A 26,243-nucleotide genomic window follows, 5' to 3' on the forward strand; every position below is an offset into this window, starting at 1 on the left:
ACGAATCTACCAATCACAAAAACAACGGGGAAGCCGAAAACCGTATAGAGTAGGTATAACCAATAATTAATGTGCTCATGTCAGATAAAGATTTAACCTTGATCCGCAGAGACATTCAATCGCTCATTCGCGGAAAAACATCTCCGCCTGCCGATCAAATTAGCTTTTTAAAGAAGATTATGCTCAACCAAAAGGAGTATGATGCCTTCGTAAAAGACCCAGCGGCTTTTACTGAAAAGCAAAACCCACCGATTGTGCTCGACCCTAAAGTGGTTCAGCAAGTGCAACGAACTGTGATGTTCGATGCAGCAATTAAAGCCGACGTTTCCAAATATGGAAAAGACGCTATTGCGCATCTGCAAGACATCCGCAGCCAGTTAAGACTACGTGGCCCCGGCACCGTAGCCTGGCCAGCGGCGGTGGCGGCTATTGCTGCCGTAGTTGCCGCTGCAGCATCTGTAGTGCAAGCCGTAACAGCGGTAACCAAAGACAGGGTCATCAATGACCCGCGATTCTCCAATTCGAGATTACGAATGGATGTCGTGAACCGCATGAAAAACATTCGGCCATTTTAAACTAATAGAGGACATTGCCCAAGTTCAATGTCCTCTTAAATGATCTACATTATGGAAAGTTCAACCTTATTTGCTTTAATGCATATGCCCATCACCTATTCGGCCTTGGTGGTAGAAAATACCTCACGCTGCAATGCCAAATGTGGCATGTGCTACCAAAGTGCAGGTCCCAAAGGTTCTGATCAGCTTGGTGACCACGCCATCGACAGCGCCTTGCTGATGGAGGTATTGACCGATGCAATGCATATTCCATCCCTCACCAAGCGCTTTCACCTCTCCGGAGGCGAAACATTCCTGAAATTAGAAGACGCCATCCTGCTGTTCGACCATGCCCGGAAGGTAGGCTTTGAAGATATCACCGCCGTTTCCAATGGCTATTGGGCGCGCAATTTCATTAAAGGAATTGGCACGGCCGAACGATTGCGCGATGCCGGATTAACCAGTATGGAAATCAGCTGGGACTACTGGCATTTGGAACACATTCCGCCGGAAGCGGTAAATAATTGCATAGAAGCGTGCCACCATGCCGGCATTGAAACCAACTTACGCCTCTTGGCCACCAAAACGCACTCGCATGCCGAAGCATTGGCTATGCTCGACAAGAAAAGCGTCGCCAAAGTCGATCGCATTTCCTGTTGCCCTGTTTTTCCGACTGGCAGAGCCAGCATCACCTTGCCAAAAGAAGATATTTATAAAGAAGACAATGTATATGGCAGCTGCCACACCACGCTGAACCTCACCATCAATGCCAAAGGCAAGGTATTCCCTTGCTGCGCAGGCATGGATCAAACTAACAATGTGCTGTTCGGCGATATCGCCGAACAAAAGATATCGCATATCGCCGAAAAAATGAATGCCTCCCCTATGCTGCGTACCTTGGTGTTCTATGGCGCAAGTGCCTTCATTCCTATTTTGCAGGAAGCCGGTATTCAGCTTAATGAAAAAGAACATGCCAATGTATGTACCCTGTGTTGGCACCTGTTTTCCAACAAAACATACAGCCATATTATCAACGATTATTTCGACCATGCGCTTGAACGCGCCCTCGATAGTTTAATGGAGATAAATTCCTAATGCCATGATGAACGCCACAGATACCCTGAAATACTTTAAAAGTATCAATTTCTATCCCCTGATCGATACGGAGAATCAAGATTATTTTCCCCGAACTGCCGATATGTTGCAATGGCTAACGCAACTGCACAGCTTTTACCAAGAAGCCTTAGGCATCAATGAAGGTAGAAACATGCATAGCCTATACAACCGGGAAATATCCTTGCAAGGCGATGAGGTGATGGCTTTCCCCGACAAGCTTATTCAGGTCGCCCGGCTGGCCAAATCTTTAGGCTATGGCTATTCCTTAACCCTGCCTATCGACCGTTTTATGGCCATACAATCGGATCTACAGCCCTTACTCGATGAATGCCTGCTCAGCTCCATTGGCATTGTCATGGATGGAACGGCCGAACAGGTTCAAGAAAAAGCCAAGGAATACACCGCCTTCCTGGAAGAAATGGCCAGTAAAGGCCTTAGCATTGGCTTAATAGGCTATATGGAACATATCGATTCGCTGAACCTATTGGAGAAAGAATGCTTTAATGCCAATAGCTTTACCATATACCCCATGAGCCAAGAACCCTTAGGAAGCTTCACCCGCAATCCTGTAACCTCCTGCAGTCGCCATTTCCGCATATTGGTCGATGAAAAAGGACTGATCTATCCTTGTATTGGCCTGTATGGCCTAGAGGAATTTGCACTAGGCTCCATATACACGAAAATGGAAGACAGCTACTTCGGACACCAACAATATCCTCTGGATCTTCCAGCACTTATCGCAAAAGGACCAACTATTCCAGAATGGCTACTGGCAGATCAATCCCAGCGGCTAACCGGCATGCCACCCATGTGCGAACTGCATAGGTTGATGCTGGAAGCTAGTGTTTGTGAGGTTTAGCATTGTTAACGTGCTGTCATCGTGTTTTCATCATTTTTGTCATTATATTGTCATGACCTTGTCATGGTGAGCGGAGTCGAACCACGAACGACTGGTACGTCAGTGCAATCAAACATGCTTAACACATTTATTAACAACATGTTATATAATCATTTTATTAATAGCAGGAAAAACATTATCAAAATTTATTGAAAAGTGATGATATGAAAAAGCTTTGCTTACAAACTACGGCTGGCATTGCTTATAAAATAATGACAAACGTCCGCAAAACACTATTAATAAATGCGTTAAGCAGGTGTGATTGCACTGACGTACCAGTCGTTCGACTCCGCTCACGATGACAGCTCCATGACAGGGCGATGACAACACGATGACAGCACTATTTGCAACCTGCTATAGTGCTCCCCCCTTGCTCTCCCCTTTCTCACCCCTTTCTCACCCGTATCAATCCCCTTTGCAGAGGGCTGAACTACGGCAATGAAAAGCTGCAACAAAGCCTTAACAAAAATCTTCATCGATTTCATTTTGAAATTATTACCACTTGTCTTCCCTATTTTGCTGAATAAAATGTAAATTGTGGTTATAAATCAACTAAACCGTTTTAATACACCGCTAGGTATAACCAAAATTGCATTTATGTTAAAAGAAATCAGTATTAGCTTTATCCTTATTCTTTCTTTAATGGGCGTTCGTGCGCAGACGCATATCTTTGTGGCCAGCGATGGGAATGACCAGCAGGCGGGTACCATGGAGAGGCCGTTACGCAGCTTACATGCCGCTGTAGAGAAGCTTAAATCCATAAAAAAAACACATGCCAACGAACAGGTTATCATCTCGCTTCGTGGTGGTGAATATGCCATCGATCAATCTATACGTCTAGACCAAAGTCTATCGGGCACGGCGAATAAACCTACCATTATTGCGGCCTATGCGCAGGAGAAGGTGACCCTAACAGGTGGTGTTAAAATTGACCCTTCGCACTTAGCAGATGTTAAAGAAGCGAAATGGCGGAGCAGAATCCATCCGGCAGCCAAAGGAAAAGTAAAGACGGTTCGTTTGGAAGATGGCCAGGGTAAATTGGATGAGGGTCTATTTCCCCATGGCTTTGGCTACGATCCGCATAGCATCATCCCAGCAAGTAGCATGCTGTTTATCGACAACCAGGCCTACGAACTGGGGCGATGGCCGAATGCCGGCGAACCCATCCTCAAGATTGGCGATATCCTCGATCCGGGCACCATCTCTCGGGTAGAGAAAGTGCCGAATCCCAAGGGGGCCAAATTCAAGTACCTCAATACCTTTAAAAAATGGAACCAAACAGATGATTTATGGATCTATGGCTATTTTGCTTACGGTTATGCGGATGACAACATAAAACTCGAAAAGATAGACCATCAGGCTAAAACCATCCAAACGCATCATCATCATATATATGGTTTTCACTCCAGTGCCGATACATCCAATTGGGGATTGAAACATTCCCATAAAATCAGGGGCTTCTATGTCTATAATGTATTGGAGGAAGTGGATCAGCCGGGCGAATATTTTTACGACCGTCAGGAAAACCGACTTTTCGTATACCCGACTGCCGATCTTAACAGCGATAGCGATATCCGCATGACGAAGTTTGGGGATCCGTTTATTTTTATGGAAGGCGTTCAACACCTGCAACTTGAAAATATAGGCTTTACCTACTCCCGCGGATTGGGGATATACATGGGCTATGTCAGCCATATCCGGGTGAAGGGTTGTCGCTTCGAGAACCTAGGAGGCCGCGCCATCTCGATGGGTGATACCTATGCCGATGCCGGCAAAAAAGAATTAGCCAACCAAAATGAGAACAATTTTGTATCCATTGAAAATTGTTATATCAATAATATGGGTTCCGGGGGCATCTATATGAATGGCGGGAACAACAAAACCCTAACCCCCGGCAATAATCAGGTGCTGAATTGTGAAATCTCGAATTTCAACTTATTTAATAAAACCTATGCCCCAGGCGTACATGTTACAGGGGTTGGGCAATCGGTTCGCCATTGTTACATCCACAATGCCCCACATATGGGTATCTATTTTCAAGGTAACAACCTGCTTTTTGAATACAATAAAATAGCAAATGTATGCCAGAATGCGTCAGATATGGGCGCAATTTACACGGGTAGAAATCAGGCCGAGCAGGGCAATACCATCCGCTATAATTATTTTGAAAACATCTATAAAGATGAGGATAACCGGGTTTGCGCGGTTTATCTGGATGATGGAACCGTGGGCCATCAAGTATATGGTAATATTTTTTATCGCTGCGGAAACCCAACAGATAAGGGATCTTTTGGCGCCGTGCATGTGAATGGTGGCTATAATAACTACTTTAGCAACAATATCTTTGTCAATTGTAAGCAGGCTTTGGGCAATAGTCCTTGGACGGAAGAAAAGTGGAATACCGACTTAATGGGTGCCGACTTACAGCATAAATTGAAAACAAGGGTTGACATTACTTCCAATGCCTATCAAGATGCCTATCCGGATCTGCATGAAATTCTGGATACCAGCCGCACGATGATGCGCTATAATTATTCGGATAATAATATTGCGTTTCTATGTCAGAATTTTGCCTCCGGCAATTATGTCAATTCCAATATGATCTTCTTGAAAGACAGTGAAAAAAGCGATCCCTTTATTAGCTATAAGGACAAGAACTTTAACCTGAAAGACAGCATTCGTATTCAGGAAGTCTTACCGAAATTCAAAACTATACCTTTTGACCGCATCGGTTTACTAAAACCTTAACAATTATAATTTTAAACGGGCCAGGCTTGCTAACCTGGCCCTATACGTTGCCAAGCTTTCTTCCGGAAATGGATATTGGTAAAATCCAGAACCCGATTTCAACCCCAATTCGCCGCGTGCCACCTTAGCCGCCAACAGGCTAGCCCCATTTTGGTCCACCGCCAGCTTAGGCGCCAACTGATTAAAAACATTCTTCCAAATATCTAAACCTCCAAAATCGGAGATTTCAAAAGGACCAGCACAGGCCCAGCGAATGCCTAAACCATATTTCATCGCGACATCGATATCTGCTGCTTCGGCCACTTCCGACTGCAACAAAGCTAAGGCTTCCCGCAATATGGCAACCTGCAACCTATTCGCGATAAAACCCGGCACATCTTTCTTTAAACGAACCGGCACCTTACCACAGTGTTCCAAAAGCTGCAGCACCTCCTTTAAAGCAGAATAAGGGATATGTGTAGGCGCGTAGATTTCAACCAGAGGAATGACATCCGCAGGGTTAAAAAAATGCATAAAAAACAAGCGTTGTTCAATAGCTGGATGTACTGAAAGCGCTTGATAGCCCAGGGATGAGGTATTGGAAGCTAATAATGCATGGGCTTGCACATGCGGCAATAACTCTTCATATAAAGCCAGTTTTACAGCGACATCTTCAAATACGCTTTCAATAATCAGATCCGCTTCGCGTACAGCTGCTATCAAGTTATTTTCAACCTGCAAATGCAGACAATCTTGCTGTTCTTCTTTTATTCGAGCAAGCGTACTTGCTTGGTTATCATATAACACAGTAGGGATTTGATGTTGGGCAAACAAGAGGGCAATCTGCTTGCCCATGGTGCCGGCACCTAGCACGGTAATTTTCATTGGAATCAGGTTTATGCATGGATTATTTAGCAACTTGAAAATAAGGATTTTTTGTAGAAATGCTTCAATATTTATTAAAAATCGCCAAGTACTTATTAGCTAGTATAGATTATATACTACAAAATCAATTATATAACGATAAAAATGATTGTTGTCACTTTTATCTTCTTTCCTTTGCTGCCGTTTACTTGTAATAACATCTACTTGCAAGTGGCTTTTTGGCAGGTAATTCCACACGATTACTACCAAAAATAATGAAAAACACACGTAACTATTAAAATGAAAAAACAGTACAAATCACCTAAAATTGAACTCGTCATTATTGAGTTGGAGGAGGGAATTGCAACCGGTTCTGCAACAGCTACCTTTACAGATAAAAATGGCGGAACATCGCCCCAAGTGGACAATTGGACAGCCGAGGACATGAATTCAAATCCATTCCCTAGGCATATTGAAAACTGGTAATTCCTTCTTAACTCCATGCACAATTCTATGAAAATTAAACATATCAATATACTATACTGGCTGTGTATTGCCCTAATCGGGTCGCAAGCATCCAGCTGTCAAAAAGACAAGAACGAACAAGTTGGCGAATCGGCAGGTGCAGTTACCTTTTCTGTAGCGGCCGACTTACATTATGATGATAATTTAGAAGATAAAAAAAGTCAGTTTAGCCGACAAACCATCTCCCAAACAAGCATGAAGGATAAGGGCGGCGACTTTTACGTTATCAATGAAGAAGTTAGCCTAAAAGGCGACAGCGAATTGAGAGGAAGTACACGCCAAAGCAACAGCAAAAAGCTGGACAATAGCCTGGCCCTGGCACCAGAATATCCAGCAGATTATAACCCTGCTGCTACTTTAGGCCCAAGTATAAGCCTACCGAACGGCGTGAAATATAGAATCTTAGTATATAATGCGGCCGGAAAATTTGTGGAACAAGTAGACGGTACAGCTGGCAGTGCCAATCCACCAAAGGCTGTTAATCTTTGGCAAAATGCAGATTATACGTATTATGCTTATTCTTATTATAATAAGCAAGCACTTCCGGCCATTCCAACGAATCAATTGGCCAATCCAAAATTTAACGTGGAAAATGAAGACTTTATTTATGCCACGGGTTCTTTTAAAACAGGAGTTCAGAAACCGGGCATCCACAATACGCAAGTAAAGATTCAATTTAAGCATGCCATGGCCATGGTGCAAGTGCAAGTTAACATCGGGGGTTTTTCGGGCAAGGCTGATTTAGCCAATTATGTCAATGGGAATAAAGCGGATAAACCCTATATTCAGGCTGCGCCAAAGATGTTGGAACGTGGCGTATTTAACTTAAAACAATTGGGCTTCGAGAAACAAACTACTATTGATTCGGTGGTGAATGCGAATGTACGTTCCACCTATGCCTTTGTACCCGGTTTTAATGCCACCACCTACCAGGGCTTTTTCTATACCGTACCGGGAGGCGACACCGAATATAAAACTGATTTTAAAATCAATGCATCCATATGGGTGATACAGGATAATCCTTCAGCGCCTTTAAAATTCAATAAAACCTACACCGGTAAAGTACGTAAAGGACGTGGACGCTTTACGCGCTTTGATATCTTTGGTTTTGACTCTGGGATCCCCTTCCCTAAAACATCAACAAGTACAAAAACAAATTGGTCGCGTGGCGATTTATTCTATGATGAAAGCCAGGGCTTTACCTCTTTAGATGGGTATACCCGCTTTCAACACCGGAATTATGTGACCAACTCGAACCATTATGGCAGTAGCTTATTGATTTATGGCTATACCCCTCCTGTGGCTTCCTACAACCAATTTGAAGCAAAATACGGGCATACTTACTATAAGTTAGGCTATAGCTATCCATTGGGCGTAACGAATGCTGCCCCGGAAACCAAAGGCAATCCTTGTGATGGTCTTCGTCCAAATGGAGGTGATCTTAATAATAAATGGGCATTACCAACCTTTGCACAAGCTAAAGTATTAGCCGATTATATTAATAAGTACAGTGGCCAAGGACAAATAGATAAAAGCTCGAATGTCAATAATAAATCGGCTATTGTCATTGTCAACAATGAATTAAACCCTGCTGTTCAACGCGATGGACGTGTGGCTTTTGAATTGAAAGGTTATGGAAAATATAATTCTACTACAGAAAAGCACGAATTAACAGATGCCCCTACTTTTGATTCACAAGGTAACCTTTCAACGGGTAAAGCGTATTATTGGTTGGCAGAAGATGGAAATACCTATGGGTATTTAGAAATTTCTTTTGATAAGAGTGTTACTAACGGCAAGCCTTATTCGGCTAAAGTTTATAAATCTGGCAGCAATGCTGTAAGCGAAGGCTATTCAGAAGCTAAATTACAAAAAATTGATGCCTTATCTATTCGCTGCGTGCGTAAAAACTAAATACAAATAAATTAGACTACAAAGCAAGCACATGGTTATCCCATGTGCTTGTTTTGGTTTTACGCGTATTTATACGGTATTTTAGCCTTTATTATTTGTAGCGAATACGCTACAAAGTCCGGAAAAAAGAAGCTAACTTTGGGTGTTCCAATTTTTTGAGAACGATGGAAATCTCAATGGCCAAATCGTATGCGCACGTTAAGTAGTCTTTTTACCGCTTGCATAACCTTCCTTGAAAACATTAGAAATATAGGAGATACCGACAAATTAGACTATTTGAAGCGGAACGAGCTCCGTATGAGCAATATCATAACGCTGTTCAGTATGCTAATTGTGATTATCTATGGGGCTATTAACCTGAATAAATTCCCGGTGGTAGGCATCCTTAATTTTGCAAGCATTGGGTTCTTATTGGTTGTTTTTTTGTTGAATGCGCGCAAGAAGTATATGTTTGCTAAACTGTGGTTGTTATTCAGCTTATTAAGTTTATGTGCGGTAGTTAACTTATTGATTCCGCATGTGGCCACCTTTTATCTCTTATGTGCTTTAACAGCTGGCCTTATGGTTTTTCATGCACGATGGGTACAATTCATTTTAATTATTTTTGTGTCCCTTGCCATTACCGCGCCCAATTACATACAACTACCGGTAGCCTATATTGTGAAGTTAAGTGGCGGTCGTATGCTTTTTAACAGTGTTTTCGGCATCTGCTGTTTAAGTGCCTTAATTATTTACATTCAATACATTCAACGGCAATACCAAAAGAAAATCGTCAAACAGAACAGCTATATTACGGGCTTAAATAACGACTTAAAAAATCTATTCGCGGTGATAGCGCACGACTTCCTCTCCCCGCTTCAGTCCAGCCATTATGTGCTAGATAAAATTAAAAAGAAGGAACTGCAAGGGGAAGAAAAAGAAATCGGCATTGAACAGATCTCCCGTCAGGTTTTTGCTTTACAAGATAATTTAAAGGGTATATTAGAATGGAGTCGCCATAATTTGGAAGGCCTGCAGCCGCAGCCACAGCGAATTAACTTGGCCTCCTTCTCGCAAGCCATCATCGACTCGGTGGAGGACCGCTATATCCTCAAAAATATACGTTTTGATCTGGATATCCCCATAGAGTTTAACATCTATGCTGACCCCGTTCATATGGGTATTGTCTTTCGGAATATATTGGACAATGCCTGGAAGTTTAGTTTCCCGAACAGTACAATTAGCATTTGCGCCAGATCAACAGGCAAGGAAATTCAATATAAAGTGAGCGATCAAGGCTTGGGAATTCCGCAGGAGGTACTGGATGGCATTTTCAGTCGATTTAACCAGCCTCGTTTTGGAACGTCTGGTGAACGCGGTTCCGGATTAGGCCTGGTGCTGGTAAAGCGCTTATTAAAGGCTAATAAAGGTGCTATTGTGGCGGAAAGCAGCCTTAACCAGGGCACCAGCATGACTATTTATATGCCGCATAGCCCCCTGTAAGTACCGTGGCTGCTCATGCTTAGTTATTCTGCGAAATGGATCAGGGACACGGGCAATACCTCCGTTTGATACTCGGGCTTCGCTCCCTTGGCTTCAATTTGTTCAATCAATAATTCCGCAGCACGTTTTCCCATTTCAAAGGCCGACTGCCGCACCGCCGTAATGGATGGTGAAAAAATATCCACGAGGTCTGAATTGGTAAAGCCGGCAATGGGAATCTGATCAGAAATTAAACCCGGAAATTTCTTTAGGGCTTGCAGGTAGCCGGTGGTTAACCGATCTCCGGAAATAAAAATGCCATCGAATTGTTCCTTCGCTAATTCATGCAAGGCTTCCTCGATTTCTGTTTGCTGCAAACCTCCATAATCACAATACTTCACCAGTTTTTCTTCATACTCCTGATGATTGGCCATCAGGGCTAGTTTATAGCCGGCCAAGCGCTCCATGCTGTTGGATAATTTCTTGGAAGAGGTTAAGTGGGCAATACGTTTGCAACCTTGATTGGCCAGGTATTGCACGGCTTCATAGGCTCCCTTTTTATTATCGGTAATCACCTTAGGGCTGTTGAGCTGCTGCGGCACCCGGTCGAAGAAAACAATAGGAAAGCCCCGTTGGATAAGGTCATGCAGGTATTCGTAATTGTGGGTTTCTGAAGACATGGCCATCAGGATGCCATCCATAGAGCGTGCATAGAACTGCTCCACATGTAAGCTTTCCCGCTCTGCAGACTCCTTGGTCTGCGCAATAACCACCTGATAATTCTTGGCGTAGGCAACGGATTCGATACCATCGACTACCTGTGAAAAGAAGTTATTGGCAATCTCGCTGACAATAATGCCGATACTGAAGCTTTTGCGCACCTTTAACCCTCGAGCAATGGGATTGACCCTGTAGTTCACCTTCTTGGCAAAGTCATTGACCAATACCTTGGTTTCCTTACTGATTTCATGGCTATCACGCAGCGCGCGGGAAACGGTGGATGGAGAAAGTTTTAAGGCTTTCGCAATGTCTTTTAAGGTATAATGCGCATAGGTCATAAAATAAAAATAGGGAATAATATCCAATGGATAAATAGCTAGCAGCTTTATTACAAAAGAAAAAGGACCCATGGTTGGGTCCTTCATCAGCTGGCACAGCGGAAGCTGTGCCCACTCAACTAGATATAATTTGTGTTGTGCTAAAAAATATACTTGGTACTGATAAAATTGGAAGCCCCATCTTCCACAATTTTATTGAGGATGGCCTTGTTTTCCGTTGTTTTCTTGGTGGCTACCAAGGAACGGATGGAAAACGCCCGCAGCGCATCAAATACCGACAAGGTACCTTCGGCACTATCTTTCCGACCGGTAAATGGATAGATATCCGGCCCGCGCTGGCATTGGCAATTGATGTTGACACGGCTAACTTGATTCACCAAAGGATCGATAAGGGAGCTGATAATTTCGGTTTTGGTGCTAAAGATGCTGACTTGCTGCCCATGCGACGAACCAATCAGGTATTCGATAGGTTCTTCCAAGTCATCAAATGGCACTACAGGGATTACAGGTCCGAATTGCTCCTCGCGATAAAGCTTCATCTTTTCGTTTACCGGGTAGACAATTGCCGGGTAGAAAAAGGATTCCAACGTTTCGCCGGCATGTTCGTTGATCAGCTTGGCGCCATGCGCTTTAGCATCTTCCAAGCATTCTTGCAGATAGGCTGGCTTTTGAGGCTCGGGCAATGGAGTCAGCATAACACCCTTCTCCCAAGGCATACCGTAGGCAAGCTTTGAAACCTCTTCACTTAATTTCGACAAAAAGGCCGTAGCGATGCTGCGATGTACAAATACGATTTTCAAGGCCGTACAACGCTGCCCATTGAAAGATAGCGAGCCCAAGACGGTTTCTTTGACGCTGAGGTCTAAGTCGGCATCCTTACTGATGATAGCCGCATTTTTAGCATCTAAGCCTAGGATAGCGCGCAGCCGATTTACTTTCGGGTGCAGCTTCTTCAACTCGTTGGCCACCCGGCTAGAACCGATCAGGGTTAAGACGTTGATCTGTCCGGATTGCATCAACTGCGGCACAATGGTATTTCCACGGCCATAGATGGTATTGACTACGCCTTTTGGAAAACAGCTTTGGAAAGCCTCCAACAAGGGATAATGCAATAAAGTACCATGCTTTGGTGGTTTGAACAAGAGGGTGTTTCCCATGATCAGCGCGGGAATAAGTGTAGTAAAAGTCTCATTCAATGGATAATTAAAAGGGCCCATACATAAGACTACACCTAGCGGCGAGCGTCGGATTTGCGCAATGATATCCTGCTCCATTTGAAAACGGGAGGAATCTCTGTCCAGATCTTTGAGGGCATCGATAGTAGCATAGATGTAATCTACGGTACGGTCGAATTCCTTTTGCGAATCGGCATAGGATTTTCCAATTTCCCACATAATGAGCTTCACAACGATATCGCGCTTAGCAATCATCTTCTGGGTAAAATGCTCGACACAGGCGATCCGATCGGCAACACTCATGGTGGGCCAAATGCCACGCCCGTTGTTATAGGCCTTTACCGCAGCATCTAAGGCTTCCATAGACTCCTTTTCCGTACATACAGGATAGGACCCGATGCGCTTTCGATGCAGGCCATCTTTGGTTTTTATACAAATGGGCGAATACACTTCGCTACTTTGTCCTGACCAAGGACGCATTTCACCATTGGAGAGAAATTCACGTTGGTGAATCTCTTCATCCAGGGCAAATTCGACCGGGATGTCTTCCTCCCGATAGAACATGTTCTGTAAATCGAATTTCATAATAATGTATTAGAAGTTTAGGACTAACGCATAGCTGCGTAGGCCATTGGGTCTTGTTTCCCAACAAGACCCCGGTTTAAGTTTTATGTAGATTGATATGTAAATGCTATCCCCTAAAATTGGAAATAGTTTTTCGCATTGTGGTAACAGATGTCGCTGACAAGCTTGCCAAGCCATTCGATATCATCTGGAAGCTCGCCATTCTCTACATCTTGCGCAAAGATATCGCACAGCAAGCGTCTGAAATACTCATGCCTTGGGAAGGATAAAAAGCTTCGGGAATCAGTTAACATGCCGACCATACAGCTTAATAAACCCATATTCGATAAAGCATTGATTTGCTTGGTCATCCCATCCTTCTGATCTAAAAACCACCAGGCGGATCCAAATTGCATTTTTCCACGTACGGAACCATCATTAAAATTACCAATCATGGTTGCGAAAAGTTCGTTATCTGCAGGGTTTAGGTTGTAAATAATGGTCTTTGCCAACTGATTGGTGCTGTCCAATTTATTAAAAAACTTGGAAAGTGCTTGTCCTTGGGAAAAATCGCCAATGGAATCCCAACCGGTATCCGGGCCATTTTGAGCCAGCATACGCGCGTTATTATTACGTAAGGCACCTAAATGATACTGTTGCACCCATCCTTTCTCATGATCCCATGCTGCAAAGTATTGTAACATGGCCGACTTAAATTGAAGCACTTCCGAGGCGGTTAGGGCTTGATTTGAACGTAGCTTCAAGAAGATGCTTGCCACCTCCGCCTCGGTATAATCGGCTGCATACAATTGCTCTAATCCATGGTCGGACAGCTTACAACCGTTGGCCGCAAAATAATCATGTCTTGCCTTCAAGGCATCCAGGTATTGTGCCAGGTTGCTGATGGGTTGTTGGCTAAGCTCGGCCAATTTATCAATGTAGCTGTTCAAGCTGCCAAGGTCTTCCGCCGCCATCGCCTTATCCGGACGGAAGGCTGGCAACATTTGGAAAGATTCCGTTTCTTTCGCAAAGGCTTGATGATGTTCTAAATTGTCTAGGGGATCATCTGTGGTACATAACACCTCCACGTTCATCATCTTCAACAAGCCCCGTACAGAATGACTTGGCTGTTGCAATTGCTCGGCCGTTTGATCGTAGATCCGATCGGCAGAGGCTGCATTCAGCTGCTCGGTAATTCCGAAATAGCGCTGAAGCTCCAGGTGCGTCCAATGGTACAAGGGATTCCGCATGGTATATGGTACCGTTTCTGCCCATTTGCGAAACTTATCGCGGTCAGAAGCATCTCCGGTGATATACTTTTCAGGAATACCATGCGTACGCATGGCACGCCATTTATAATGATCGCCATTTAACCATACCTGGCTGATATTCTCAAACTGCGTATTCTGAGCTATCTGCTCGGGAATTAAGTGGTTATGATAGTCGATGATGGCCTGTGGCTTCGCATAGTCATGATAAAGCCGCTTGGCAGTATCACTGTGCAATAAAAAATCAGGATCTAAAAAGGGTTTCATGTGTATGTGGTTTATAGGTATTCAAGAAAGATGTAAAGATAGAAAAGGCTTAAGCTCGCGATGCAAAAGCCTGTAGAAATCCGTGTTTTTCAATTTGAGCGATAGCTTCTTGTACTTGTGCTGCAAATCCAGGGAATGTAGATAGGTCTACGCCCCATAGGGTAGTATCATGAAGCAAGGATAATAAGCCCTGATCGGCCTGCTGCAAATAGCCTAATACTGCAGCCGCAGACTCATCCTGCAATACAATTCTTTCGCCATAGCCTTCCTGTATAAATTGCCCGCCCTCTTCCTTGCTATGCATGAACAATACGTAAGCAGCAAAACCGAGCACCATACAAGGTAACACCTTACCTTCACGTTGAACAGACGCTTCCAATAAAGGCACATTGCGCATATGCATTTTGGAAGTGAAGTTCAAGGAAATACTAGCCCAGCGATGCTCAAGATTAGGATTCCCAAAGCGGTCGAGCACTTGCTTAGCAAAATCCTGAAGCTCGCTATCGGCAAAGGCTGGACCTTGCATACATAGAATGATTTCCTCCATGAGGCCGCTTACAAAGGCCTTGAATTCCGTGTTTTGCAGAGCTTCTTTCACTGTGGAGAAACCCGCTAAAATAGCAGGAGCACAAGAGAAGGTATGGGTTCCGTTTAACAAACGTAACTTGATTTCTTTAAACTTTTCGATGGATGGAACGACGTGTACCTGAGCTTGATTCGCCGCAAACCGCAACTTCTCTTTTACACGGTCTTGATTGCAGCTGATGGCCCATAGGTAATAGGGTTCGGCCATTATCATTAAGTTATCCTCATAACCTAATAAAGCACTGGTACTGGCTTGTTCCGCTGCTGGTAATTTACCCGGAACGATACGATCCACTAAGGTATCACAGAAGTCATTGGCTTGCTCGATCCAATCGATAAATCCGGTTTCTAATCCGGAACGATTAGCCGCCTCCAAGACATATTTCTTAAGCTCTTGCCCGTTATTGGATATTAACTCCGTAGGAAGGATGACTAACCCCTTATCGGCTGCACATTGAAAGGCTTGATAGCGCTGATACAAGAAAGCACATACCTTGGTAGGAAATGTCTGCGGTGGTTGATCTGTTATCAAATCCGTTCCTGCTGTAATGCCTACCTCGGTGGTATTGGATATTAACACTTCCAGATCAGGACTTGCCGCTAAGGCAAGAATCTCCTGCCATTGGGTAGATGCTGCACATACACGAGATATCACATTGATTAACTCGTACTGTTCCACTTCCTGTCCATCCTGTAATCCTTTCACACAAAGGGTATATAGGTTATCTTGCTTGGCAAACTCCGCAACCGCTGCTGTCCCAGTCGATTGAACCACGACGATACGTCCATCGTAACTACCATCCTGATTGGCCTGATGGATAATATGGTCGGGCAATCCGCGAAGCAATACACCAGTTCCAAACTGGATAATGCGTTCAGGAAAGGTAAAGCTTTTTTCCGAAGGCATGGAGGCCTTCGTTTGGCCGATAGCAGCCAGATTCTTTTTATTCAAGAACATAATTTAGTTTTTATTGAGGTTGATTGATTGCTTATTTTCTGTAGCCTGCTGTAATAACCAAGCGACCCATTCATTGGCGGCTTGAAAGTTTTGAAAGTCCGGCGGAAGCTTCCTTCCGTCTACATATTCATTATAGAGCCAAGGATCGCCCAAGGCAAACACAGTTCCTTTTCCATAGCGTGCCGTGGCCATAATAACAGCATCGGCGTTAGTAATTAATGGCGTCGCAGGTGCTTGCAGCTGCATGGTACTGAGCTCCTTGATGTACAATTGCTGCGACTTCGAGAATACCGGATTACCCGCAGGAACAGCGATGGCACCCATGCTGAACTCCCTGCCCTTCACCCTATTCTTACTATCCTGATTAAACGTAATACCGAATCGCTGAGATAGCATATTGATCTTATCAAGGTCGCAGTTGCCTGCATCATTTAGCAAGAGAACAAGAACTCCCCCGGCCTTCACCCAATTACTGATGCCTTCGGCATCTGTTTCTGCCATATAGTTGGGATGCGATGCTTCCTTTTCTGTATCAGGATCTACGATGATATACACCGAGCTTCCTTTCAAGTTATTCAAATTACCCGGAGCCCTCAACGTTGCTAGGCTTGCTCCTTGGCGCTCAAACAGGCGACCCAAAAAAGAAAAGCCGTTATTATCCTCACCATCCCATAGGTAATGATAAGGCTTTAGCTGCCCATCCGCGGCTTTCTTCACTTCATTATTATAATAATTATCGAGGGTGACCTTGTATTTAACAGGTATAGCCGGCTGATGGAAGGCTTCCACCTCTGCGCTAGCCAATAGGAATGCCCCTACACCTTTTGGATCATTAGGCTTCACTGGTTCGCTCATGTAATATTCAAAGCTACCATCTCTATATTTTTTACCACCTAATCCAGATACCGTAACTACCTTTTCTAAGTCTATCCGATCAGCAGCAGCCGGCCGAACAAACTCTTTTATCAAACCCTGATAAGCTTTATCCAAGGCTTGCCTATAACTGGCATCCAAGTACCCCTTCCGCAATCCTTTGGCCATGGCATACACAAACATGCTGGAAGCGGATGCTTCCACATAATTGCCTTCTCTATTTGGTAAATCCATGATATCATACCAGACACCGGTTTTCGGATCTTGTACTTTCCGAACTGCAGCCATCGTCCGTTGAAGGATGGCGATGAGTTTCTGACGACCGGCATGCTCCTCCGGGTAATAGTCCAACACATCCACCAGTGCCATACTGAACCATCCCATTCCTCTCGCCCAAAAATGAGGCGACTGGCCCGACTGCGGATTAGACCATCGCTCCTTTCTAGATTCATCCCATCCATGATACAACAACCCTGTTTTCGCATCTCTAGCATGGTTTTCCATGTATTCAAACTGATTAAGCACATCTTCATAGATCTCAGGTTTGTTCATGATGCGGGCATAGCGCACGTAAAAAGGCTGCGCCATATACAAGCCGTCTAGCCACATCTGATAAGGATATATCTTCTTATGCCAAAAGCCTCCCTCCTTCGTCCGCGGATGCGTCTTCAACTGCCCTACCAACTGTTCAGCAGCTTTCAGGTACTTTTGCTTTCCCGTCACTTCATAAAGCGCCAGTAATACCGTTCCGTTTTTAATATGATCAATATTGTATTCATCAGGTTTATAGTTTCGGATTTGCCCGTCTTCACTGACAAATCGATCCATCCAGTTTTGAACATAATGGTAGTATTCTCCTTTTCCGGTCTGTTGCCAAACGGCCAACAGGCCTTCCAACACCACGCCCATATCGTAAGTCCATTTCGGACCTTTGACCGTATCAGTAAAGGAAGGATCAGTAAACAGCTTAGCCATGGCTGTCTTGGCCATTTTCTCGCCATAGGAAATATCACTATTTAAAGGCTGCTCTTTCAATATAGATGCTATGGATAATCCTTGCTCCCGGATAGCCGATGCCACTAAACCCGCAATCTGATTCGCCCCATGGGTATTCAGATGCGTATTATCCTCCACCCCCTTCGGATAGTTTTGATGGCCTGCCGGCAAGTGTAGGAACAAGCCTTTCGACGCTTCCTCGCCCATGCTGCTCAATTGCGCCATGCTGCGTTGGGTCATATCGATAAACTCAACACCTAAGCTATCCGCAACCTTTTTTACGGCTTGCGGATAACCCATATGGGTATCCTGCAATTGCCCGTTTACAAAGCTTCTTCTTGCAATTGGCGACAACAGAATGGGGGTTGCCTTTTTGCTGCGGATCTCCTTCACGAAATAGGCTAAGTTTGCTTTGTATTCCGGTAGAAAGCCGCCAGCTTTATCCTTGTTAATCTTCTGGTCGTTATGGCCAAATTGAATGATCACATAATCACCAGCTTTCAGCCCTTGGAATACCTGATCCCAAAGCCCTTCCTTCATGAAGGATCTGGTACTTTTGCCATTCTTGGCTATATTCTTTAGCTGAACACCTTGCTGTAGGTAAGCGGCAAAACCTTCACCCCAACCGGTTTCCGGTCTTTTATTATCCGCCTTGATGGCCATGGTGCTATCGCCCATCATCCAGATGGTTTGCTGTGGAGGTGCTATTAAAAAACTACATAAGCATAGGATGCATAAGGCTGAAAAGCCTGTGTATTCCCACTTCATTCTCCTTAACGATTGTCTCATGGTTATTGATTAATTCGTATTGAATTTCTTAATAATAATTCCAGAATACTAGAAAAATACACGCAATCGATGCCGAGAACGATTGAAATTACCCATCCAAGCAAATTCATCGTGTAACGAGAATTAAAAAAGGGGCAAAAACTGCCCCTTCTATCTTTTAACTGCTTTTATATCATGCACATTGCACTTTATCCAACTGTTTTCGGCCCTTTAACGGTTTAGCTCCATCAGCCCCATAATTAATGGTGCCGTCGCTTTGATATCGTTTTCCCGAATACGCTCGTTCACATAATAGTCGAAGCTGCCATCGCGATAAGGTTTTCCACCCAATCCGGCGACAGCATTACATTGAATCAAGTTCCACAAGCCTTCCGCATCCCGAACCAACAGCTTCTCTTGTATCCCTTTCAGAATCTTCTCCGCCATAGCCTTGTCTTCCTTTGGTACATATCCCAACCGCACAGCCTTCGCATAAGCATACAGGAACATGCTGTTTACGGAAGCTTCCTGATAATTCTTTCCTTCCCCCGGCCTGTCAAGCACCTGCCAGAATAGCCCATCCTTATCCTGATACCTGGGCAATACCGCCGCCAGATCTTGCGTCAGCTTTAGCAATTCCCCCCGGCGTGGATAATCTGCCGGAAGGAGCTCCAGCACATCAACCAAGGCCATAAACCACCATCCTATACTGCGTCCCCAGAAGTTAGGCGAAGTGCCTGTTTGCTTATTCGCCCAGGCCTGTTCCTTCAACGCATCCCAGGCATGAAAATACAATCCTGTTTTAGGATCACGCAAATGCTTGGCAGCACCCAACAGCTGCTTAACAGCTTCCTCATAATAGCTTTTATCCTTTGTTAAGTTGCCATAGGCCACTAAAAAAGGAGAAGCCATATACAGCCCATCCAGCCAAACCTGATTCGGATAGATGCCCTTATGCCAGAACAAGCCATCCGCCGTGCGGGGCTGCTCCTGAAGCTGCCTTATCAAACGCTCAATGGCCAGCAAGTATTTCTTATCCCCTGTCTTGGCATATAGCGGAAACAAGACCTTCCCCGGATTGATAAAATCCAGATGAAACGACTCAGGTTCATACAAGTAAATCTCCCCCTTCGGATTGATCAGCGTATCGGCCCATTGTTCCACGTAGTGATAATAAACCGGATTATTGGTCTTCTCATAAAGCTTCCAAAAAGCGAGGGCGCCCAAACCTTGCGAATAAGCAAAGTATAGTCGCTTACCATGATCCAGCTGCCACAGCTGCGGAAAGCGTTGCATTTCCGATTGCGCCAGCTGCTCATAGAGCGACATTCTGCCGTCCTGAGCCTGCGTATGCAGTACGGGAAACAGCAGCAGCATCCAGCCCAACCGACGGAAAAGCTGCTGCCAAATCTTCTTGTTTTGAAATCCTATCATCTTAATACATTGGATGTTGTTGTCCTGCCAATCCCGGATTTGCATCCATGGTACCTGTGCTTAGCGGGAACAATTCCACTTTATTCTTTTCTAATCCCCGGAAAATATTCTGCACCCAGGTTGCTTGCGCCTGCAGGGCATTCGAGTTAAACGCCGAGGTTCCGGTATACATATTCAATAAAGTATAGCCATCCTGGGTCAACTGGGCTTTCTGTTGCGCATCCGGCTCAACAACAAAACCCTGATACGGCAAAGCTACAGTAGGATCCGAAAAGCTATTCGCCGGTGTTTTTTTATAGGCCCTAAAGCGCGGAACAGCCTCGTATTTACCGGTATGGTTCGCCAGATCCAACATATCCTGCTTAGCTTGCGAAAGCTTCTCGTACAATACGCCCCAGCGAATCAGATCTGTTCTGCGCCAGCCCTCAAAGGCCAACTCCAATTTCCGTTCCAGAATCAAAGCATCCCGAAAGCCCTGGTAATCACTTGGCGTGGTTCCTATTTTCGAACGATCCTGATTAAAAGCTCTAAGGCGCACCTTTTCCAACATTTCTTTTGCCACAGGCGTCGGGTTCTTGGCCAGCTCGTTCTCCGCCTCTGCATACATCAGCAGCACATCCGCATAGCGCAATTGAATCCAGTTAATATCGCGTTGGGCAGCCGAAACACCCAGATCAGCCTTCCAGTTCACGCGGAACTTACCGATGGTATGGCTGCCATAGGTATTCATCTGGTGCATGCTTTCGCCATTCAAGGAATAGTTCGCAATGGCCACATCCCGACGAACATCACCCTCCTTAAACTCAAAATAATACGTTGGAAAAACCGCCATGGCAGGCTGCGATTTATTGTAGAATGAATTGGTATGCGCAAAAATCCCGTTGGTATATCCGATGCGGGTTTCATTGCGGTCGCCGCCTTTTTGCCCATATTCATACATGCTTTCCTTGTTATACTTCTTGGTCAGCAAGTCCCTAAATATAGTCTCATAGCTCACCAGGTCATTTTCTCCCCGATCTACTACCGCCTTACAGGCATCCCGGGCAATCTGATACAATTGTTGGATACGGTTCTGATCGGCCCGCTGCGCCAGTTTTACCGAAGACGCCGAATAAGACTGTAGGTCCCAACGCAAAGAATAGCCGGCAGCATATAAAGCCACACGTGCCAACAAGCCGTAAGCTGTATTTTTAGAGATACGCTCTACCGGTAAGCCCGACTCCCCTTTCCAAGGCAGTAAGCTAATGGCTTTCTGCAAATCATCCACACAGCCATCGTAAATGCTATCTCTACTCACGCGGGAGGACGAAAAGGAAGGCATATCCACCACCGGGATAGTCGGATAAGGCACATCGCCAAAATAGCGCACAATATTCAACATATTGCTCGCCCGAATGGCATAGGCCTCCCCCAATAAACCATCCAGTTTCTTCCGTGTCGCCTCATCGCTCACCTCCATTAAGGGAATATTCTTGATTAGAATATTCGCTTGCTCCACACCCGCATACATACTGGTATAGGTAGAGTTTGGCGAGGTAGCCGGACTGTAAACATAATTGGAAACCTGATTCTTCGAGTTGGTTTCCCCCTCGGTCGAGATGCACTCATCGGTACCCATGCCGAACTGATAGAACAATTCCGCATTAAAGGTACTGGTATATGCGCCCAATAAGGCCATTTCTACCTTGCCCGGGTCTTCAAATATCGTTGAACTATCGAAATCTTTTTCAGAGGGCAGATCCAGGAAGTCGGAACAGGAAGTTGTCCCCATCAAGGCGATGCCCGCCATATATAATGCAATTTTTTTCATGATTATCCGCTTTAAAATGAAAGATTTAATCCTGCCACCACTCTCTTGGTTCTCGGATAGGCCGAATTATCAACCCCACGAGTCAATAGCGATCCGCTAGCCGATACTTCCGGATCATAGCCGCTGTAGTTGGTGAAGGTATGGATGTTATTCAAGGTCAAATACACGCGCAGGCGCTGCATCTTGGCCTTTTGGCTTATAGCCTTCGGCAAGGTATAACCCAAGGTGATGTTATTGATCCGCAAGAAAGATGCGTCCTCCAAATAATAATCTAAAGGGTCTGATATCGCGATATTATTCGTCGCATTCAAGCTCCAAATCTGATTCTTACCCCCTTGATTCGGATTTAAGGCCGCCAAGCGGTTCAGGTCTTTCGTTTCCATGCCAGTTGCCGGATCGATTAACGTAAAGCGGTTGTTCATGATACCCATGGAGTTCTGATTCGGCAAATAAGGCCCCATAAAACGTTGGGTATTCATATTGAACACCTGATGACCGTAAGCGAAGTTCAAAAACACACTCAAGTCAAATTGCTTATAGGAAAATTCATTATTGAAACCACCGTAAAACTTAGGTTCCGCACGACCAATTACCGTCCGATCGTTTGCCGACCAAACTGGATTGCCGTTCGCATCCGTCTCGCCTGCCGTAGGCAAGTATTTCACATCACCAGGTTTTACACTGGCCCTGTTTTTTCCTTTTAGCGAGGCTACGCCATCTTTTAATTTATAGGAACCATCGGCTAATTGATCAAAGTCATTCGTGGTATACACCCCATCGTATTTATAGCCGTAGAAATTACTAACAGGACCACCCACTTCCGTTAAGAAGTTTACCCGCGATTCGTAGGAAGTGATCATGCGGTCTGTTCCTGCCGAACCGAATAAACCCTCCACGTTCGAACGGTTAAATGTCATGTTAAAGGTGGAACGCCATTGGAAATCCTCCTTCTTAATATTCACGGAGGATAAGGTTAATTCTACCCCTCTATTTTGCAAGGAAGCCACATTCTGAAATTGCTTACTATAACCTGTAGAGGTTGGAATATTGGCCTCCAACAATAAGTTCTTCGATTGGTTCTGATACACATCGACGGTAAACATTAAGCGGTTTTGAAAGAAACTAGCGTCTAAGGCCACATTACTGGTTTGGGTTTTCTCCCAGCGCAAATTCGGATTCCCTAAAGTTCCGCTAGGCTTCACGCCCACCAATAAGCTGTTATCCATCGCAACTACCGTCGAGCCATACAAGGTCGCATAGCGCGTACTACCAATCCGATCATTACCCGTCGTACCATAGCCTGCACGAAGTTTCAATTGGTTAATAAATCCTACTTCTTTCATAAACTCTTCTTGGTGGATATTCCAGGCTGCGGAAGCCGAAGGAAAGGCACCCCATTTATTGCCTTTGTTAAAAGTCGAAACACCATCGGCACGTACGGTTCCGGTAAATAAGAAACGATCGTTGTAATTATATATCGCCCGGAAGAAACCCGATAATAAACCGTAGCGACTTGCGGTCGAAGTTCCGCGCTCGGTACGGCCGGCTAAGCTTACATCCTTCAAGCCGAAATTACTCTCCGGGAATTCGTAATAGCTATGCGCCAAACCCTGATCCTCTTCATAGCGAACCTCCTGTCCGGCCAATAAATTGATATGATGCATGCCGATATCTTTCATCCAAGATAAGGTATTCGTCCATTGCCATTCATAGCCTTCGGCATTGTTAATAGATCCGTAAGGTCCTTTATTATTTCGGGCATTCATCGTCCGGCCATCGTCCCAAAAATCACTGCGGGTCTGCTGCCATTGGTAGGTTCCGGAACTGCGGAAGGTAAAATCTTCCAAAAAGTTCGCCGTAATCCCCAAATTCACATTCGCTAAACGAGCCGCTTTTAAGCGATTTAAGGCATCGTTCATAATGATGGGGTTATACACATCATACTGCGAGTTTATCGCCTGCAATTCCTCTGCAATATCCGTATGCAACAATTCTTCATTGCTAAAGCGAATACCACCGGTCACCGGCTGTAGGATAGACATTTTCAGCATCCCACCCAAGGAGCCACCGCCTTCGGTTTGCGCATCCTGCAACATGCTGTTAAAGTTCACCTGAATGGCTTTATTTAACTGATGATCTATTTTCGCACGCACGCTATTCCTGCGGTAGCCTGATTTGGCCAAAATACCATCCTGCCCCGTGTGATTATAGGAAACCATAAACTTCGTTTTATCATTCCCTCCGGATAGGTTCAGGTTATGCGTCTGCAAAATGGCTTGTCCACCAAAAACCTCATCCTGCCAGTCAATGCCGGCACGGCTGCCATATTCTTGCTGAATGCGTTGGTAGGCTCCACTGGCGAAATCGGCCGAAGCCGGGTCGCCGCCAAACATCTGTGCAAAGGCCGTTTGATTGCCGCCCAAGGTTTGGTATTCGTATTGGTATTTAACATAATCTTCCACATTCAATAAGTCCAATTTACGGCTTAAGCCCTCAAAGCTAGCATAGCCATTGTACTCCAAGCTGGTACGGCCAGACTTGCCCGATTTGGTCGTAATAAGCACCACGCCATTCGCACCACGAGCCCCATAAATGGCGGTTGCCGAAGCATCCTTTAGGATGTCTATATTCTCGATATCCTGCACATCAATTTTAGTCAGGGCATCATCCATCACAAAACCGTCTACCACATACAAAGGCGTTGTCGAACCGGTAATAGAAGTTCCCCCACGCACCAAAATATTAACGCCAGCTCCGGGCGCTCCACTTTGTGTCACCACATTAACCCCCGCTACCTTACCGGTAATGGCTTGCGCCGCAGTACTCACGGGCACCTGTTGAATCTCCGTCCCTTTCACCGAACCTACCGCACCGGTTAGGTCGCGCTTGCGCGCCGTGCCGTAACCAATCACCACCACTTCATCCAGGTTCTGTTGATTCCCTGTTAATTGAATCCGAAAGGTCGCATTGGCATTCACCGGATATTCCTGCGTCTCAAAGCCCACATAAGAAACCTGCAACACATCCCCGTTTGCTGCATCGATTTCAAACTTCCCATCCGCCCCCGATTGGGTACTGTTTCCTTTCCCTTTCACTTGAATACTAGCCCCTTGAATGGGCGCATTCTGTGCATCTGTTACCCAGCCTTGCCGCTTTGTCGATTGTGCAAAAGCCACAGTGCTGAGCAACAGGAAGATAAACAGGAGCATGCCGATAGACCGTTTTGCGCCTGTTCTTTTTTTCCAATACTTCATGATTTATATTTGATTAAAAGGTTATTGTTGTTGATTAAGGTTGAACGAGTTTGTAGACTTCCGTTCCGGCCAGCAATACGCAGCCTAAGCCGTAATCCTCGAAGTCGGGCGTTTTATCCCTTAATACGGGTTGTCCGTCTTTTGGCTCTTTCCCGGTAGATTGGATATAGCCTAAAAAGCCATTCGGCTGAATAGATTCTTTGCTGATGGCCTGCCAGCCTTTTTCAATAGGGGCTAAAAAAGCAGCTTTGTCCAGGATGCCATTATTTACGCCCCAGGTCATGCCATAAACAAATAAGGCAGTCCCACTTGCTTCCTTTCCGCCGAAATGATTCGCATCATGCAAACTCACATTCCAAAAGCCATCTTGTCGCTGTAAGGGCACTACTGCCTTCGCCAACTGTATAAAATCTTCCTTATATTCAGCATAATGGGGGTCGCTTTTTGGCAATTCCTGCAGCACCAAAGCCAAGGCCGCCAATACCCATCCGTTTCCGCGAGACCAGTAACAATCCTCCCCATTCGGTTCCGCATAAGGCGGAATAAAATCCTTATCGCGCCACCATAAGCTATCCTTCGGGTTGTATAAACCATGCCCACCTTCGCTGTATTTAATGTGATGGTACATCTTATACATGGCATCAAAATACTTCGGATCCTTGTAGGTCACCCCAAGCTTCACAAAAATGGGCATCGCCATCTGTATGGCATCAATCCAAGTCCAATCGGTATATTTATCAGTCCGAATCAGGGAGTCAATATTTTCTTTAATAGCCTTAATACGTTCCGGTTTGCTCGGGTCAAGCCGATACAAGTCGATATAGCTCATGCCGCAATTCTGATTATCCGCATGGCGCGTATACACTTCCCCACGAACGGGTTTCCACTGATGTTTCTCGCCCCAGGTTACCGCATACTGGTAATAGGCCGGGTTCGGATCAATGCTATAGAAGGCCAGCAAGCCCTCATAATAAACACCTCGGGTCCAAATATTGGCGGGTCTTTCCTTATTGGTAATAATGGTTTTATGGGGGTCTGGCCACTTCTTCATAAAGTAATCATTGGCCACACGCAACTGCCCTAAAACAGCTTTTTTCGTCGTAAAATTTTGTGCCTGCGCTTGCAAAGTCAAGAGCGCCGCCACACAGGTACTGATCATGATATTTCTTTTCAT

General features: G+C 45.1%; 17 protein-coding genes. 7 read left to right on the forward strand and 10 right to left on the reverse strand.

Annotation, left to right across the window (positions count from 1 at the left end; genetic code table 11):
* The first annotated feature begins 77 nt into the window (after positions 1–77).
* The 4 genes from GQF63_RS00925 (at position 78) to GQF63_RS00940 (ending at position 5,316) form a co-directional block, all read left to right on the forward strand.
* The gene (locus GQF63_RS00925; protein WP_160367216.1) at positions 78–575 is read left to right on the forward strand and encodes a hypothetical protein; all 498 of its coding nucleotides are present in this window, start codon (positions 78–80) and stop codon (positions 573–575) included.
* A 51-nt stretch (positions 576–626) separates the two neighbouring features.
* Complete coding sequence (locus tag GQF63_RS00930) at positions 627–1,649, forward strand: radical SAM protein (protein ID WP_160367217.1); 1,023 nt, start codon at positions 627–629, stop codon at positions 1,647–1,649.
* 4 nt (positions 1,650–1,653) lie between these two features.
* Positions 1,654–2,529, forward strand: coding sequence for a hypothetical protein (locus GQF63_RS00935; RefSeq protein WP_160367218.1), 876 nt, complete (start codon positions 1,654–1,656; stop codon positions 2,527–2,529).
* 636 nt (positions 2,530–3,165) lie between these two features.
* Entirely contained in the window at positions 3,166–5,316 is a 2,151-nt protein-coding gene (locus GQF63_RS00940) for a right-handed parallel beta-helix repeat-containing protein (protein ID WP_160367219.1), read from the forward strand.
* Between the two features lie 3 nt (positions 5,317–5,319).
* Here GQF63_RS00940 and GQF63_RS00945 read toward each other — a convergent pair whose 3' ends face one another.
* On the reverse strand, positions 5,320–6,180 hold the full coding sequence (locus GQF63_RS00945; RefSeq protein ID WP_160367220.1) for a 3-hydroxyacyl-CoA dehydrogenase family protein: 861 nt from the start codon (positions 6,178–6,180) through the stop codon (positions 5,320–5,322).
* A gap of 279 nt (positions 6,181–6,459) precedes the next feature.
* Between GQF63_RS00945 and GQF63_RS00950 the strand changes: the two genes are divergently transcribed.
* The 3 genes from GQF63_RS00950 to GQF63_RS00960 all read left to right on the forward strand — a co-directional run bounded on the left by GQF63_RS00950 (position 6,460) and on the right by GQF63_RS00960 (position 10,080).
* Complete coding sequence (locus GQF63_RS00950; RefSeq protein WP_160367221.1) at positions 6,460–6,645, forward strand: hypothetical protein; 186 nt, start codon at positions 6,460–6,462, stop codon at positions 6,643–6,645.
* A 27-nt stretch (positions 6,646–6,672) separates the two neighbouring features.
* The gene (locus tag GQF63_RS00955; protein WP_160367222.1) at positions 6,673–8,598 is read left to right on the forward strand and encodes a fimbrillin family protein; all 1,926 of its coding nucleotides are present in this window, start codon (positions 6,673–6,675) and stop codon (positions 8,596–8,598) included.
* Positions 8,599–8,895: 297 nt separating this feature from the next.
* A complete protein-coding gene (locus GQF63_RS00960) occupies positions 8,896–10,080 on the forward strand; it encodes a sensor histidine kinase (protein ID WP_160367223.1) in 1,185 nt (394 codons plus the stop codon).
* Positions 10,081–10,103: 23 nt separating this feature from the next.
* Here GQF63_RS00960 and GQF63_RS00965 read toward each other — a convergent pair whose 3' ends face one another.
* From GQF63_RS00965 to GQF63_RS01005, 9 genes are all read right to left on the reverse strand, one after another.
* Complete coding sequence (locus tag GQF63_RS00965) at positions 10,104–11,117, reverse strand: LacI family DNA-binding transcriptional regulator (protein ID WP_160367497.1); 1,014 nt, start codon at positions 11,115–11,117, stop codon at positions 10,104–10,106.
* Positions 11,118–11,257: 140 nt separating this feature from the next.
* Positions 11,258–12,877 (reverse strand): NADP-dependent glyceraldehyde-3-phosphate dehydrogenase, encoded by a 1,620-nt coding sequence (locus GQF63_RS00970; protein ID WP_160367224.1) that lies wholly within the window; start codon positions 12,875–12,877, stop codon positions 11,258–11,260.
* Between the two features lie 113 nt (positions 12,878–12,990).
* A complete protein-coding gene (uxaC, locus tag GQF63_RS00975) occupies positions 12,991–14,391 on the reverse strand; it encodes a glucuronate isomerase (protein WP_160367225.1) in 1,401 nt (466 codons plus the stop codon).
* Positions 14,392–14,440: 49 nt separating this feature from the next.
* Entirely contained in the window at positions 14,441–15,934 is a 1,494-nt protein-coding gene (locus tag GQF63_RS00980; protein ID WP_160367226.1) for a tagaturonate reductase, read from the reverse strand.
* Between the two features lie 3 nt (positions 15,935–15,937).
* Complete coding sequence (locus tag GQF63_RS00985) at positions 15,938–18,592, reverse strand: glycoside hydrolase family 88 protein (protein WP_246163187.1); 2,655 nt, start codon at positions 18,590–18,592, stop codon at positions 15,938–15,940.
* 210 nt (positions 18,593–18,802) lie between these two features.
* Positions 18,803–20,005 carry a glycoside hydrolase family 88/105 protein gene (locus tag GQF63_RS00990; RefSeq protein ID WP_212592422.1) on the reverse strand — a complete coding sequence of 401 codons (1,203 nt, stop codon included), beginning with the start codon at positions 20,003–20,005 and terminating at the stop codon, positions 18,803–18,805.
* Position 20,006: 1 nt separating this feature from the next.
* Entirely contained in the window at positions 20,007–21,815 is a 1,809-nt protein-coding gene (locus GQF63_RS00995; RefSeq protein ID WP_160367227.1) for a RagB/SusD family nutrient uptake outer membrane protein, read from the reverse strand.
* An 11-nt stretch (positions 21,816–21,826) separates the two neighbouring features.
* A complete protein-coding gene (locus GQF63_RS01000; protein WP_246163189.1) occupies positions 21,827–25,069 on the reverse strand; it encodes a SusC/RagA family TonB-linked outer membrane protein in 3,243 nt (1,080 codons plus the stop codon).
* Positions 25,070–25,103: 34 nt separating this feature from the next.
* The gene (locus tag GQF63_RS01005; protein WP_160367228.1) at positions 25,104–26,243 is read right to left on the reverse strand and encodes a glycoside hydrolase family 88/105 protein; all 1,140 of its coding nucleotides are present in this window, start codon (positions 26,241–26,243) and stop codon (positions 25,104–25,106) included.

Origin of the sequence: Sphingobacterium humi (genome assembly GCF_009768885.1) — a bacterium.
GTDB classification, from domain to species: domain Bacteria; phylum Bacteroidota; class Bacteroidia; order Sphingobacteriales; family Sphingobacteriaceae; genus Sphingobacterium; species Sphingobacterium humi.

Excerpts from the sequence above, each read along its gene's own strand:
- GQF63_RS00925 (WP_160367216.1), top strand. The coding sequence starts at position 78 with ATGTCAGATAAAGATTTAACCTTGATCCGCAGAGACATTCAATCGCTC.
- GQF63_RS00930 (WP_160367217.1), top strand. The coding sequence starts at position 627 with ATGGAAAGTTCAACCTTATTTGCTTTAATGCATATGCCCATCACCTAT.
- GQF63_RS00935 (WP_160367218.1), top strand. The coding sequence starts at position 1,654 with ATGATGAACGCCACAGATACCCTGAAATACTTTAAAAGTATCAATTTC.
- GQF63_RS00940 (WP_160367219.1), top strand. The coding sequence starts at position 3,166 with ATGTTAAAAGAAATCAGTATTAGCTTTATCCTTATTCTTTCTTTAATG.
- GQF63_RS00945 (WP_160367220.1), bottom strand. The coding sequence starts at position 6,180 with ATGAAAATTACCGTGCTAGGTGCCGGCACCATGGGCAAGCAGATTGCC.
- GQF63_RS00950 (WP_160367221.1), top strand. The coding sequence starts at position 6,460 with ATGAAAAAACAGTACAAATCACCTAAAATTGAACTCGTCATTATTGAG.
- GQF63_RS00955 (WP_160367222.1), top strand. The coding sequence starts at position 6,673 with ATGAAAATTAAACATATCAATATACTATACTGGCTGTGTATTGCCCTA.
- GQF63_RS00960 (WP_160367223.1), top strand. The coding sequence starts at position 8,896 with ATGAGCAATATCATAACGCTGTTCAGTATGCTAATTGTGATTATCTAT.
- GQF63_RS00965 (WP_160367497.1), bottom strand. The coding sequence starts at position 11,117 with ATGACCTATGCGCATTATACCTTAAAAGACATTGCGAAAGCCTTAAAA.
- GQF63_RS00970 (WP_160367224.1), bottom strand. The coding sequence starts at position 12,877 with ATGAAATTCGATTTACAGAACATGTTCTATCGGGAGGAAGACATCCCG.
- uxaC (WP_160367225.1), bottom strand. The coding sequence starts at position 14,391 with ATGAAACCCTTTTTAGATCCTGATTTTTTATTGCACAGTGATACTGCC.
- GQF63_RS00980 (WP_160367226.1), bottom strand. The coding sequence starts at position 15,934 with ATGTTCTTGAATAAAAAGAATCTGGCTGCTATCGGCCAAACGAAGGCC.
- GQF63_RS00985 (WP_246163187.1), bottom strand. The coding sequence starts at position 18,592 with ATGAGACAATCGTTAAGGAGAATGAAGTGGGAATACACAGGCTTTTCA.
- GQF63_RS00990 (WP_212592422.1), bottom strand. The coding sequence starts at position 20,005 with ATGATAGGATTTCAAAACAAGAAGATTTGGCAGCAGCTTTTCCGTCGG.
- GQF63_RS00995 (WP_160367227.1), bottom strand. The coding sequence starts at position 21,815 with ATGAAAAAAATTGCATTATATATGGCGGGCATCGCCTTGATGGGGACA.
- GQF63_RS01000 (WP_246163189.1), bottom strand. The coding sequence starts at position 25,069 with ATGAAGTATTGGAAAAAAAGAACAGGCGCAAAACGGTCTATCGGCATG.
- GQF63_RS01005 (WP_160367228.1), bottom strand. The coding sequence starts at position 26,243 with ATGAAAAGAAATATCATGATCAGTACCTGTGTGGCGGCGCTCTTGACT.